Annotated in this window: 11 protein-coding genes and 1 pseudogene; 7 read left to right on the forward strand and 5 right to left on the reverse strand. The window is 53.3% G+C overall.

Going from position 1 to position 13,195, the window contains the following annotated elements; all coding sequences use genetic code 11:
* Positions 1-17: 17 nt before the first annotated feature.
* The 5 genes and pseudogenes from Q0824_RS10310 to Q0824_RS10330 all read right to left on the reverse strand — a co-directional run bounded on the left by Q0824_RS10310 (position 18) and on the right by Q0824_RS10330 (position 4,011).
* Complete coding sequence (locus tag Q0824_RS10310) at positions 18-731, reverse strand: glutamine amidotransferase (RefSeq protein WP_298450070.1); 714 nt, start codon at positions 729-731, stop codon at positions 18-20.
* Between the two features lie 29 nt (positions 732-760).
* A complete protein-coding gene (locus Q0824_RS10315; RefSeq protein ID WP_298450071.1) occupies positions 761-1,486 on the reverse strand; it encodes a YebC/PmpR family DNA-binding transcriptional regulator in 726 nt (241 codons plus the stop codon).
* 98 nt (positions 1,487-1,584) lie between these two features.
* Entirely contained in the window at positions 1,585-2,385 is an 801-nt protein-coding gene (locus Q0824_RS10320; RefSeq protein WP_298450072.1) for an MBL fold metallo-hydrolase, read from the reverse strand.
* 149 nt (positions 2,386-2,534) lie between these two features.
* Entirely contained in the window at positions 2,535-2,963 is a 429-nt protein-coding gene (locus Q0824_RS10325) for an SRPBCC family protein (RefSeq protein WP_298450073.1), read from the reverse strand.
* 126 nt (positions 2,964-3,089) lie between these two features.
* A pseudogene (locus Q0824_RS10330) lies at positions 3,090-4,011 on the reverse strand (AraC family transcriptional regulator).
* A 120-nt stretch (positions 4,012-4,131) separates the two neighbouring features.
* Between Q0824_RS10330 and Q0824_RS10335 the strand changes: the two are divergent.
* The 7 genes from Q0824_RS10335 to Q0824_RS10365 all read left to right on the forward strand — a co-directional run bounded on the left by Q0824_RS10335 (position 4,132) and on the right by Q0824_RS10365 (position 13,194).
* Complete coding sequence (locus tag Q0824_RS10335; RefSeq protein ID WP_298450074.1) at positions 4,132-5,625, forward strand: CoA-acylating methylmalonate-semialdehyde dehydrogenase; 1,494 nt, start codon at positions 4,132-4,134, stop codon at positions 5,623-5,625.
* 26 nt (positions 5,626-5,651) lie between these two features.
* A complete protein-coding gene (locus Q0824_RS10340) occupies positions 5,652-6,818 on the forward strand; it encodes an acyl-CoA dehydrogenase family protein (RefSeq protein WP_298450075.1) in 1,167 nt (388 codons plus the stop codon).
* Positions 6,819-6,844: 26 nt separating this feature from the next.
* On the forward strand, positions 6,845-7,624 hold the full coding sequence (locus tag Q0824_RS10345) for an enoyl-CoA hydratase (RefSeq protein ID WP_298450076.1): 780 nt from the start codon (positions 6,845-6,847) through the stop codon (positions 7,622-7,624).
* Between the two features lie 43 nt (positions 7,625-7,667).
* On the forward strand, positions 7,668-8,768 hold the full coding sequence (locus Q0824_RS10350) for an enoyl-CoA hydratase/isomerase family protein (RefSeq protein WP_298450077.1): 1,101 nt from the start codon (positions 7,668-7,670) through the stop codon (positions 8,766-8,768).
* A gap of 62 nt (positions 8,769-8,830) precedes the next feature.
* On the forward strand, positions 8,831-9,718 hold the full coding sequence (mmsB, locus tag Q0824_RS10355) for a 3-hydroxyisobutyrate dehydrogenase (protein ID WP_298450078.1): 888 nt from the start codon (positions 8,831-8,833) through the stop codon (positions 9,716-9,718).
* A gap of 195 nt (positions 9,719-9,913) precedes the next feature.
* Positions 9,914-10,846, forward strand: a complete 933-nt coding sequence (locus Q0824_RS10360; RefSeq protein ID WP_298450079.1) for an EamA family transporter — start codon at positions 9,914-9,916, stop codon at positions 10,844-10,846.
* A 128-nt stretch (positions 10,847-10,974) separates the two neighbouring features.
* On the forward strand, positions 10,975-13,194 hold the full coding sequence (locus Q0824_RS10365; RefSeq protein WP_298450080.1) for an OsmC domain/YcaO domain-containing protein: 2,220 nt from the start codon (positions 10,975-10,977) through the stop codon (positions 13,192-13,194).
* Position 13,195: the final 1 nt, after the last annotated feature.

The following is a 13,195-nucleotide window of genomic DNA, read 5'->3' on the forward strand; positions in this document are numbered from 1 at the left end:
AGCGGCCCGGTGCAGTCTTAACCAGCGTGGTTTTCTTTTACAAGAGTAGAAAAGCGCTCTAGCAGCCCTGAAGCTTCCGGTGCATCGGTAACGGAATCGATCATGGCGCTTGGGTCAAATCCCTCGCGCTCCAGATCAGGTGTCTGCACACCGAGATATGCTCTCATAACAGTGCTGGAGAACTCCGGATGGAATTGCACGCCCCAGGCGCACTTGCCAACACGAAACGCCTGGTGTGGCTCAAACTCGTTGCGGCCAAGCAAAACAGCGCCCGGTGGCAGGCTTAAAACTGACTGCATATGGGTGAGCTGTGCGCTGAACGTGTTTGGCATGTTGCCAAACAGCATGTCATCTTTGGCACTGGCGAGTAGCTCGACATTCCTGGTACCGCTTTCGCGGCCCTTCGGGTGAAAGCCTACCTCTCCACCCAAGGCGTGCGCCAAAAGCTGGTGCCCGTAGCATACGCCGAGCAGTGGGATCTCTTTCTCGACAACGCGGATCAGCCATTGAGCGGCCCTTTCACTCCAGGCTTCCCGATCACTGACCATGGCGGGAGAACCGGTTACGACAACGCCGTCCCAGTCGGCCGGGTTGTCAGGAAGTTCGCCGGCTACAGCGTTGAATACTGTAACGTCGAGACCGGGTGACAAACCGCGCAGAAACCATTGGTCGAAATCACCGAATTGCTCTTCGATAGCCGGGTAGGTGCTGCCAGTTTTCAGGATCGCCACTCTTGGTTCTTGCGGGTTCACTTTTCTGGCTACTCTTCAGGCAGTTCGGCGTTGTGGAAAATATTCTGCACGTCATCCAGTTCGTTCAGCATGTCGCAGAATTTCTCGAACATGGGAATGTCATCGCCTTCCACTGGCGTACTGGTTTTCGGCAGGAACTGAATTTCGTCTACTTCGAAGTCGATATCGGCAAAAGCTTCTGTCAGTGCCTGGCGAGCCTTGGCGTATTCGGTGTTTGGTGTAAATACTGTGATCTGGCCTTCTTCGTTTTCAATGTCGGTAACGTCGACATCTGCTTCCATTAAGGCTTCAAGAACGGCTTCGTCGTCTTCACCTTTGAAAACGAAAATCGCACTGTGGTCGAACATGTGTGCCACGGTGCCGGGTGTGCCGATTTTGCATTTGGTTTTTGTGAAAGCGAGGCGAACATCGCCAAACGTACGGTTTGGGTTATCGGTCAGGCAGTCGACAATTACCATGCAGTTGCCTGGGCCGTAGCCTTCGTAACGAGCGGGAGAGTAGTCTTCCCCGGCACCACCACGGGCTTTGTCTATGGCTTTTTCAATAACGTGAGAGGGCACCTGATCTTTTTTGGCGCGCTCAATAAGCCCGCGTAGCGACAGGTTGCCGTCTGGGTCTGTGCCCCCGGATTTGGCGCTCATATAAATCTCGCGCCCGTATTTACTGTATACCTTGGTTTTGGCCTCCGCTGTTTTGGCCATGGATTGCTTGCGGTTCTGGTAGGCTCTGCCCATTTTTTGCGCTGCCTCATACTTGCTGGGGAAAAGGTGGGATTTTACGCAAGAATAGCAGTTTGGGACAGGCCTATTTGGCTGGCCTGTCCCTTAGGTGCTTATACGTAGTCAACAGGAGCGCGATAGTTGTCCTGTACCATCAGGTCGATTCCGCACTCAACACTGCTGACCCAACTCAGGAAACGATCGATCATTGCGGGCCCTTCGAAGCGCTTTCCGTGCTGAGGCACAATCATTTCAATGTCCATATCGCGGATCATATTGGCCCAAAGCTGGCACACTTTTTTTGACGCGATATAGCGCCGGTGAAATCCCATCATGTGTGGAATATGTCGGTCAAAATCCTTTACTGGCAAGTGGTCGTCTTCTGCGCCTATAGAGGCGCCGAGATCCCCTGAGAACAGAATTTTCGAGACCGGATCATAAAACTGCAGGTTGCCGACTGAGTGCATGAAGTGGGCAGGCAGGCATTGAAGGTAGGAATCACCAAGCCGTACGTTAGCGCCTGCATCCGGAATGCTGATGATGCGATCGTAAACACTGCCGCTCAGCTGATTGGTAACGTAGCTCGACACCAGATGAGGCAGGAATCTGGCCCACAGTTTTGATGTCACGATTTTCGCATTGGTATGGACAATCCATCGGTCTATTGCACCGATGATGTCCGGGTCCTGGTGCGACGCAAACACAAAGTCCATGTCTTTGATGTTCATGTACTTTGACGCTGCGACAGCAAGTGGTGTGTAGGTGAGGTCTCCTCCCGGGTCAATCAGGGCTTCGTGTTTGCCGTCGACTAGCAGGAACTGGTTGGATTGGACACCTTCTCCGGTGACCAGAGAATCGAACATCAGACACTTATGATGCCCGTTATCGAAAAGGATAATCGGCTCGTTTGCCATCTTGATCTCCGCAGTAAAGGAAGGCCGGCTGTTGCACCGGATATTGCAAGTTGCGCGGAGGGTACAAAATTGATGGATAGCAACAATTGCTTCAGGTCAATTATCTGATATCCATCAAGTAACAATTTGTTTCATATGACAAAAACCGCTTAGGCCAGCCTTGGAACCTTTTTCATGCCTTGGCGTATGGCTCGCTCAAGGCTTGTACTAACCAGTTTGCCTGTGTAGGGAACGCGGTCCTCAAAGGTAATCCGATAGCGCACGCGGGTGTGGCCTTCTGGCGTATCTTCAAAACGAATCCGGCCCAGGTGGTTGCGAATCGGGCTCATGCTGGTGATGGTGTATTCAATCAGTATGTCCGGTTCGAAACTGGTGACGGTTTCTTCCAGACCGATAGGGCCGATACCGATTTTACGCACAGAGCCAAGGCCATTTGGGTCGGCCTGATCGCTGTTTTTAATTCGCTTTACGGGTGCGCCCAATAGTTTCCCGAAGCTTTGGTGATCGGCAAACAGTGCAAACACTTTGCTGCGGGGTACATTGAAGGTTTCATCAATTTCAAACGTATGCGTAGCCATTTTGAGTGCTCTTTATTGTGTCTTTATCCCGAAGACTAGCGGTTTCGTTACTTCAACAAAAGTCGTAGATGGCGGCAGAGCAGTTACTGGCCTGCTGTGTCTAGCCGGTATGAGGCTAATTCACTATTAGTGTCTTGATGAATGACGGTAGTCTCTTGGCGACTGCCCCATAACTTTCTTGAATAATCGGGAGAAATAGTAAGCATCGTCATAACCCAGGCGATGGCTTACATCAGTAAAGCTGAGGCTTGTTGTGTCGAGCATTTGGCAGGCGCGCTCTACCTTCAGATGCAGGAAGTGCTGAATGGGAGAGGTTCCTGTCTGCTCTTTGTAGCGAGTAGCGAAGTGCGCGGGAGAAAGCCCGGCAAGATCCGCAAGTTGCTCCAGAGTAATGCGCTCGTCCAGATGCTCATGCATATAGTTATTGATGGTCTCCAGTTCGGATTTTCGTTCATGGCTAGTTTCATCAATACTTATCGGAATGGCTGCAAACAGTTGCCTTAAACGATTGGCCGCATGAATCAGCCCGCGTGCACGGAAGCCTGTCTGGCGAACCGATAAAAGGCCATTGAAGTCCACCAGAAGTCTGGGTTGCCGCCCAAGTTGGCGGACCGGTGTAGAGTCATCAAATCCCATGTATTTGTGAAACTCGCTAGCCAGCGGCCCTGTGTAGTGAACCCAGTGAATTGTCCAGGGATTATCGGGGTCTGCTGTGTAGCGGTGGCTGGCGCCAGCGGGTAGTAACAGAAGATCTCCCGCCTCCAGTGTGTAGGGTACACCTTTCACATTCAGAAATGCCCGACCTTCAGTACAGTAAATCAAAAGATTGTCGCGATGATTCTCCCGATGCATATGGTGCCCCGTCGCCCGACGGTAATGGCCGAAGGCCAGAGGATAGAGGTCCCGGGTAAGAGGGTGCTGCGACAGGAGGTTAATAATAGGGGCAGGCACCACATAGCGAATGCTGTCTTTGGGTACTGGCCATTGGGAGGTTTGAATCATGATTCTTACTGTTACCTTCGGTATAGCTAATCGAAAGATAGTCCATCAAGGTCGAAATTTAGTCAATCACCAAGTGCGGGTGGGCGTGCTAAGGTCTATCCATACATAGCCAGAGTGATCCTGCTTTTGGCCACCCTCTCGCACAACAAAAAACAGGGATACCGACATGAAAAATGTTCCACTGTACCTCGCTGGTGAATTTGTTCAGAGCCAGACCAATGAATGGATTGATGTGACCAATCCGGCCAATAACGAAGTGATCGCCCGAGTGCCATGCGCAACCAATGCAGAAATGCGTAAGGCGATCGATACGGCCGGCGAGGTGTTTAAAACCTGGAAAGAGGTTCCGGTTTCTGAGCGTGCCCGTGTGATGATGCGTTATCAGGCCCTGCTGAAGGAGCATCACGACGAAATAGCTGAAATCCTGTCACAGGAAACCGGCAAAACCTTTGATGACGCCAAAGGTGATGTGTGGCGCGGCATTGAAGTGGTTGAGCATGCGGCCAACGTCCCTTCCATGATGATGGGGGAAACGGTTGGCAACGTAGCACGTTCAGTTGATACCCATTCCTGGATTCAGCCGTTGGGCGTTTGTGCAGGTATTACGCCGTTCAACTTTCCAGCGATGATCCCGCTTTGGATGTTCCCCCTTGCTATCGCTTGCGGTAACACGTTTATTCTCAAGCCTTCCGAGCAGGACCCGCTGACCCCGATGCGCCTTGCTGAGTTGTTTGAAGAGGCTGGTGCGCCGAAAGGTGTTCTACAGGTTGTTCACGGTGGCAAAGAGCAGGTGGATGTTTTGCTTACCGATCCCGCCATTAAAGCCATCTCTTTTGTAGGTTCTGTACCGGTTGGCCGTTATATCTACGAAACCGGTACCCGCCACATGAAACGCGTTCAGAGCTTTGCTGGCGCCAAAAACCACATGGTGATCATGCCCGATGCTGATAAGCAGCAGGTGCTTAATGCCCTGGTGGGTGCGTCAGTTGGTGCGGCGGGCCAGCGCTGTATGGCTATCTCTGTCGCTGTGTTCGTGGGTGAGGCCCAATCCTGGATTCCCGAATTGAAAGAAGCCATGGAGAAGGTTCGCCCAGGTGCCTGGAATGATTCCGGCGCCAGCTATGGCCCGGTGATCTCTGCCAAGGCCAAGGATCGGGTTGAGGCACTTATCGCCACCGGAGAGGCCCAAGGTGCGAACCTGCTTCTCGACGGCCGTGGCTGTACGGTAGATGGTTTGCCCGATGGCAACTGGGTTGGCCCAACTCTGTTTTCGGGTGTGACCACCGATATGGACATCTACAACGAAGAAATCTTCGGCCCTGTGCTGGCCTGTATGGAAGAGAACAGTCTGGAAGATGCCATCGACCTGATTAACAAGAGCCCTTATGGCAATGGCGTGTCGATCTTCACCGGCTCCGGTGGTGCAGCACGCAAGTTCCAGCATGAAATTGAAGTGGGGCAGGTGGGTGTGAACATCCCCATTCCTGTGCCCCTGCCGTTCTTCTCGTTCACCGGCTGGAAAGGCTCGTTCTACGGTGATCAGCACGCATACGGCAAGCAGGCCGTTCGCTTCTACACTGAGACTAAAACGGTTACCTCCCGTTGGTTCTCCAGCGAGGCAACATCATCTGAGGCGAACTTCTCTATTCAGTTGCGTTAATTGCGATCTTCACCAGGAGCCTGACGATGGATTTTAACCTGACTGATGATCAGCTGGCGTTCCGGGAGGCCGCTCGAGCCTTTGCTGAAAAAGCCATGGCACCCCACGCAGCCCAGTGGGATGACGAGCATATTTTCCCGGTAAGTGTTTTGAAAGAAGCCGGCGAAATGGGTTTCATGGGTATTTATACCCCGGAGGCGCTTGGCGGTATGGGCCTTTCCCGGCTGGATACCTCTGTGATTGTTGAGGAGCTGGCATCTGCCTGCCCCTCAACGGCCGCATTTATCACGATTCACAATATGGCGACCTGGATGGTTGCAAGCTTCGCGCCTGATGATCTTAAACGGGAGCTTGTTCCGAAGCTGGCCAGCGGGGAGTTGCTTGCATCTTACTGCCTCACAGAACCCGGTGCGGGTTCTGACGCGGCCAGCTTGCGTACGAAAGCAGTGCGGGATGGCGATAGCTATGTAATTAATGGCAGCAAAATGTTTATCTCTGGCGCCGGCGAAACGGACATTCTGGTGTTGATGGCGCGCACGGGCACGGCGGATTCTGGCGCCAAGGGTATTTCCACCTTTGTGATTCCTGCCAATGCTGAAGGTATTACTTACGGCAAGAACGAAGAGAAAATGGGTTGGCACAGCCAGCCTACTCGCACCGTTAACCTTGAGAATGTGCGTGTTCCGGCAACCAACCGCGTGGGTGAAGAAGGCGACGGGTTCGCCATTGCCATGAAGGGCCTTGATGGTGGCCGCCTCAACATTGCCACCTGCTCCTTGGGTGGTGCACAGGCGGCATTGGTGCGAGCCCGCAACTATATGCACGAACGGCAACAGTTTGGAAGGCCACTGGCTGCGTTCCAGGCACTGCAATTCAAACTGGCGGATATGGCAACCAACCTTGTTGCAGCCCGGCAGATGGTGCGCCTCGGTGCGTTCAAGTTGGACAGCGGAGACCCCGAAGCCACGTTGCACTGTGCCATGGCCAAACGTTTCGCGACCGATGCCTGCTTTGAAGTGGTAAATGATGCACTGCAGTTGCACGGGGGCTACGGTTATATACGGGAATACCCTTTGGAGCGCTTCCTGCGCGACCTGCGTGTGCACCAGATTCTGGAAGGCACCAACGAAATCATGCGTCTGATTATTGCCCGTCGCTTGTTGGATGACGGTGTGGCCGAGGCCATTCAATAAATCGCAAAAATAACAGGAGAAGGATGATGAGCGATTTGATTCAGCTCGAGAAACGCGGACACATAGCAATACTGACCATCAACAATCCACCGGCCAATACCTGGACAGTGGATTCTTTGGCTGCACTGACCAACATCGTCCGTGAGCTTAATGAAGACAAGAATATTTTTGCATTGGTTCTGACCGGGCAGGGCGAGAAATTCTTCTCTGCTGGCGCCGATCTTAAAACCTTTGCCGATGGCGATAAGGCTCGAGCCAATGAAATGGCTCAGCTCTTTGGTCAGGCATTTGCAGCGTTGACCAAATTCCGTGGCGTATCCATTGCTGCGATTAACGGTTACGCCATGGGCGGTGGCCTTGAGTGCGCGCTGGCCTGTGATATCCGCATTGCGGAAGAGCATGCGCAAATGGCATTGCCGGAAGCAACCGTAGGCTTGCTGCCCTGTGCTGGCGGCACCCAGAACCTGCCTTGGATTGTGGGAGAGGGTTGGGCAAAGCGCATGATTTTATGCGGTGAGCGTGTGAAGGCCGACAAGGCTTTGCAGATTGGCTTGGTTGAAGAAGTTGTACCCAGTGGGAAAGGCCTGGAAAAAGCTTTGGAATTGGCTGAAATGGCGTGCAAGCAAAGCCCGTCTTCCGTAGCCCGCTGCAAAACGCTGGTGATGAGTTCCCGCGATGGCCGCAGTCATTCCGATAGCTGGCGCATGGAGCGTGAGCTGTTTGTGGAGCTGTTTTCAACCGAAGACCAGAAAGAAGGCGTCAATGCCTTCCTTGAAAAGCGCAAACCAGAATGGAAAAACCGTTAAAGGCTTCTGAACTCCTGAGGCAAATCGGTTTAAGGGATTTTTTATGAGTCATCAACCTGTTAAAAGCCATCAACCTGTTGTTTTTGAAGAGTGGAAGACCGCTGACGGTGCCGTTATCGCGGTGGCGAGGCTGAATACGCCCAAATCGCTGAACGCACTCTCCCTTGAGATGATTCGGATGCTGGTGCCACAACTCAAGAGTTGGGCAGAAGATGATCGCGTTCGTGCCGTCTGGATCGAAGCTGAAGGCGACAAGGCATTTTGTGCTGGTGGCGATATTGTTGCGCTCTATAGGAGCATGACCGAGCCCCAAAGTGGCGGTGGTGCCAGCGCCGGTGAGACCTTCTTTACAGAAGAATACGAACTGGATTATTTGATCCACACCTACCCCAAGCCGGTTATCTGTTGGGTGCACGGCATTGCTATGGGCGGTGGTATCGGCATTCTGGCCGGCGCATCCCATCGGGTCGTAACAGAAACGTCCATGATGGCAATGCCTGAAACCAGTATCGGGCTTTACCCGGATGTGGCGGCAGGCTGGTTTCTGAATCGCGCTCCCGGTCGTACCGGGCTATTTCTGGGATTGACTGGCGGGCGCATGAACGCAGCCGATGCCATCTTTGTGGGTTTGGCCGATCGCTTTATCAAGCACGAAGAAAAAGCTGCGGTAGTCGCTGATCTGGCCGCGCACAGCTGGCAAGGGGAAGATGCTTTTGCGGTAGTAGGCAGTGTGCTCAGGCAGCATGAAAATCAAAGCGCAGATGCCTTGCCGGAATCCCGAGTACGGGCTCATTTCGATGACATCAACCGGGTAACCGATGCCGACAGTCTGGCCAAGATGGTTGCCCAGATGAAAGAACTGGCTGGCGGTGACGGCTGGCTGGCGAAATCAACCAAACCCTTGGCATTCGCCTCGCCAACCTCACTGGCGTTGTGTTGGCAGCACTTGCAAAACTGTCGCCTGGACAGTCTCCGCGAGGTGCTCGACAAAGAGCTCGTGCTCTCCAAAAACTGCCTGATAAATGGCGAATTTGCCGAAGGTGTTCGTGCCCTCCTGATCGACAAGGACAAACAGCCCCGCTGGCGTTACGCGTCACTGGAGGAAATGAACAGCGAGTGGATCGACAGCTTTTTCGAACAATAGCCTAACAGGCCGCCTGAGCAAGGGCGGCCCACTCAACCGAATACAAAAACAAGGGGATGATTATGGCAACGATTACCTTTATTGGCCTGGGCAACATGGGTGGCCCCATGGCCAGCAATCTTGTGCGAGCCGGGCACGATGTAACCGTTTTTGATCTGTCAAAAGATGCGGTAGCTGCGCTGGTATCAGAAGGTGCCAAAACGGCAGACACAGCCCACGACGCGGCCAAAGGCGCTGAGTGTGTGATCACCATGCTGCCGGCAGGCAAACACGTAGAGGCTGTGTATCTGGGTGAAGATGGTTTATTGGCGGCTCTGCCCGAGGGCACGCTGGTTATTGATTCATCCACCATCTCACCAGAAACGGCGTGCAGTGTTGCTGAGCAGGCTGAAGCCAAGCGCCTTCCATTCCTCGATGCGCCTGTTTCCGGCGGTGTTGGTGGCGCGACGGCGGGCACGCTGACCTTCATTTGTGGCGGCGATGAAGAGACCTTTAATAAAGCAAAGCCGATTCTGGAAGCCATGGGCAAGAACATCTTCCACGCTGGCGATCATGGTGCTGGCCAGGTCGCGAAAATCTGCAACAACATGCTGCTGGCTGTACTCATGGCGGGTACCAGTGAAGCCTTGGCGCTGGGTGTGAAAAACGGACTGGATCCCGCGGTTCTCTCTGAAATCATGAAGCAAAGCTCTGGCGGCAACTGGGCGCTGAATGTGTACAACCCTTGGCCTGGCGTAATGGACGGCGCGCCCGCATCCCGGGGCTACGAAGGGGGCTTTCTGGTCAATCTGATGAACAAGGATCTTGGCCTTGCCTTTGATAATGCCGTGAAAAATCAAGCAGCCATTCCCATGGGCTCGCTCGCCCGTAACCTGTTCACACTCCATGCTGAGCATGGCAACGGGGCACTGGATTTCTCAAGTATTCAGCGTTTTTATAAGCCCGAGTAGCGCCTGCGGGGTACGATCTTTCGTGCCCCGACATTCATCCCCAGTTGAATTTATCCCTCCTTTGGAGTTGCCGGATTTGATGCCAAAAACTGTTGAGCAAGGTAACTATAAGTAGGACAATGAACGCCAATACGCTGGATCGGTAGCGAGTAAAACGTAGCCGGTTTTTGATCACGGCTGCAGGCTGCCTTCCCTATGCTGACGAACACTTTTGTACTCTATTTGTCGACCGTTCTGATCTGGGGGTCGACGTTTATAGCGATACCTCTCCAGTTGGGTGAAGTACCGGGCGACGTGTCCATTGCCTACCGCTTCGGGCTGTCTGCGCTGGTGCTCATGGTTTGGTGCAGCCTTACCCGGCGGAATCTGCGATTTGGTTTCCGGCAGCATCTCTGGATGGCAGGTCAGGGGCTGATGCTGTTTGGCTTTAATTACATGCTGGTTTATCAGGCAGCTGCAGATATCACCAGCGGATTAATTGCCGTGGTGTTCTCCACAATCATTGTGATGAACATCATCAACGGCGCTCTGTTTTTCGGCAATCGAATGCCCCGCGCAGTGATTGGGGGCGCGGCGCTTGGGCTTGTGGGGATTGTCCTGGTGTTTTTGCCGGAAGTTCGCGCGCTGGACGCAGACGGCACCACCTTGCGGGCTATCATTCTGAGCTTGGCGGGCACCTTCATCACCTCGTTCGGTAACATGCTCTCTGCCCGCAATCAGTCCTCCAAACTGCCTGTCATGCAAACCAACGCCTATGGCATGGCTTATGGTGCTCTTTTGCTGGCGCTCATTGCATGGGGTAGGGGTGAGGCATTCGTTTTCGAAGCCACCTGGAGCTACACCGGCTCTTTGGTCTACCTGGCTTTGATCGGCTCAGTCCTCGGTTTCGGCAGTTTCCTTACATTGCTCGGGCGAATAGGGCCGGAGCGTGCAGCCTACTGCATGGTGCTTTTCCCAATCGTGGCACTTGCGCTCTCAACGGTATTCGAGAATTACATCTGGACAATTGAGGCGGTTGCCGGCGTATCCCTGGTACTTGCCGGTAACCTGCTGGTCATTCTGCCCAAAGAAAAACTGCAACGGGTGTGGCGAGTTTTCCGGCCAGCTGCTGCCAGCCCTGCCGAGTAGGTGTGTTGCGGAGGTAGTGATTGGTACTAGGTATGAGTAGCCAGGCGTTAGGTCTATAATGGCCGCCCTGAATGGCCCGCACTCTATGGTCAAGGCGCGCCGAAATCTCTAAACCGAGTACCCTCGCAATGGAAATCAACGTCAATTATCTCGACAACCTCCGAGTTGAAGCCAAGTTTGATGACTTCTCGGTGATTGCCGACCAGCCTGTTCGCTACAAAGGCGACGGCTCGGCACCAGGCCCTTTTGACTACTTTCTGGCTTCATCAGCCCTGTGCGCCGCTTATTTTGTGAAGGTGTACTGCGTGGCGAGGGATATTCCAACCGATAACATTCGCCTGTCCCAGAACAACATTGTTGATCCGGAAAACCGCTACAAACAGATTTTCAAGATTCAGGTTGAGCTGCCGGACGACCTGCCCGAGAAGCATCGCCAGGGCATCGTGCGCTCAATTGACCGCTGCACGGTTAAAAAAGTGGTGCAAACTGGTCCGGACTTCCAGATCGAAATTGTCGACAATCTGGATGAAGATGCCCAGGCGCTCTTGACGATCAAGCCAGAGGGCGAGGCTGATACCTACATTGAGGGTAAGGATCTTCCGCTGGAGCAAACTATTGCCAACATGAGCGGCATTCTGGCCGGTTTGGGCATGAAGATTGAGATTGCCTCCTGGCGCAATATTGTTCCCCATGTGTGGTCATTGCACATGCGGGATGCCGCATCGCCCATGTGTTTCACCAATGGTAAAGGCTCCACCAAAGAAAGTGCTTTGTGTTCGGCATTGGGTGAGTTTGTAGAGCGTTTGAACTGCAACTTCTTCTACAACGACCAGTTTTTTGGTGAGGAAATCGCCAACAGCGAATTCGTGCATTATCCAAGGGAGCGCTGGTTCAAGCCTGGCCCCAACGATGAATTACCGGAAGGTATTCTGGATGAGCATTGCTTGGCCATCTATAACCCGGATGGCGAGTTGCAGGGCTCCAACCTGATTGACACAAACTCCGGCCGTGCGGATCGCGGTATATGTGCGCTGCCCTACGTGCGCCATTCTGACGGCGTGCCCGTGTACTTCCCGACCAACCTCATTGAAAACCTGTTTTTGAGCAACGGCATGAGTGCGGGAAATACGCTGGCAGAGGCGCAGGTGCAGTGTCTGTCGGAAATTCTCGAAAGGGCCGTAAAAAAGCAGATCATTCAGGAAGAAATCGCTCTGCCGGATGTGCCTATGCATGTTCTGGAAAAGTACCCGAGTATTCTTGAAGGGGTGCGGGCTCTGGAAGCCCAGGGCTTCCCCATACTGGTAAAAGACGCCTCTCTTGGCGGCCAGTTCCCAGTAGCCAACGTTACCCTGATGAACCCGAAAACCGGTGGGGTATTTGCCTCTTTCGGGGCGCACCCAAGCATGGAAGTCGCTTTGGAACGCAGCCTTACTGAGCTGATGCAAGGCCGCAGTTTTGAAGGCCTGAACGATTTTCTGCCCCCCACGTTCAACAGCCTGGCCATCACCGAGCCCAATAATTACGTAGAACACTTTATTGATTCCAGCGGCGTGATGTCCTGGCGTTTCTTCAGTGCCAAGGCGGATATAGCGTTTGAAGAGTGGGACTTCACTGGCACCACGGAAGAGGAGGCCGCTACACTATTCAGTATCATTGAAGACATGGGCCACGAAGTCTACACCGCGATTTATGATGACCTGGGTGCCCCGGTTTGTCGCATGCTGGTGCCGGGCTATTCCGAGGTGTATCAGGTAGAGGATCTGATCTGGGATAACACCAACCGGGCTTTGGATTATCGCGAAGATATTCTTAATCTACACATCCTGAGTGATGAACAGCTAGCGGCTTTGGTAGAGCGCCTGGACGATAGCCAGATAGACGATTACACAGACATCATTACCCTGATCGGTATCGAGTTTGATGAAAACACCGTGTGGGGCCAGCTCACCATACTGGAGTTGAAGCTGTTGATTAATTTGGCGCTCAAGCAATACGAAGACGCCCTGGAAAGGGTGGAAATGTTCTTGCAGTTCAATGACAACACAGTAGAGCGCGGCTTGTTCTATCAGGCCATGTGCGCGGTACTGGAAGTCACTCTGGATGACGAGCTTGAGCTGAGTGATTACGTGTTTAACTTCCGGCGCATGTTTGGTGATGAGGTCATGGATGCCGTGGTCGGCTCAGTGGATGGCAGCGTTCGTTTCTATGGTTTGACCCCGACCAATATGCAGTTGGAAGGACTGGACAGGCATCTGCGCCTGATTGACAGCTACAAGAAGCTGCACGCAGCACGTGCGGCCAAAGCCGGGATTGAGTTGCCCACGCAAATTTTAAACGTTACAGGATAAT

The sequence above is a fragment of the uncultured Marinobacter sp. genome (assembly GCF_947488835.1).
GTDB lineage: Bacteria > Pseudomonadota > Gammaproteobacteria > Pseudomonadales > Oleiphilaceae > Marinobacter.

Excerpts from the sequence above, each read along its gene's own strand:
- mmsB (WP_298450078.1), top strand. The coding sequence starts at position 8,831 with ATGGCAACGATTACCTTTATTGGCCTGGGCAACATGGGTGGCCCCATG.
- Q0824_RS10360 (WP_298450079.1), top strand. The coding sequence starts at position 9,914 with ATGCTGACGAACACTTTTGTACTCTATTTGTCGACCGTTCTGATCTGG.
- Q0824_RS10365 (WP_298450080.1), top strand. The coding sequence starts at position 10,975 with ATGGAAATCAACGTCAATTATCTCGACAACCTCCGAGTTGAAGCCAAG.
- Q0824_RS10320 (WP_298450072.1), bottom strand. The coding sequence starts at position 2,385 with ATGGCAAACGAGCCGATTATCCTTTTCGATAACGGGCATCATAAGTGT.
- Q0824_RS10350 (WP_298450077.1), top strand. The coding sequence starts at position 7,668 with ATGAGTCATCAACCTGTTAAAAGCCATCAACCTGTTGTTTTTGAAGAG.
- Q0824_RS10335 (WP_298450074.1), top strand. The coding sequence starts at position 4,132 with ATGAAAAATGTTCCACTGTACCTCGCTGGTGAATTTGTTCAGAGCCAG.
- Q0824_RS10340 (WP_298450075.1), top strand. The coding sequence starts at position 5,652 with ATGGATTTTAACCTGACTGATGATCAGCTGGCGTTCCGGGAGGCCGCT.
- Q0824_RS10325 (WP_298450073.1), bottom strand. The coding sequence starts at position 2,963 with ATGGCTACGCATACGTTTGAAATTGATGAAACCTTCAATGTACCCCGC.
- Q0824_RS10315 (WP_298450071.1), bottom strand. The coding sequence starts at position 1,486 with ATGGGCAGAGCCTACCAGAACCGCAAGCAATCCATGGCCAAAACAGCG.
- Q0824_RS10345 (WP_298450076.1), top strand. The coding sequence starts at position 6,845 with ATGAGCGATTTGATTCAGCTCGAGAAACGCGGACACATAGCAATACTG.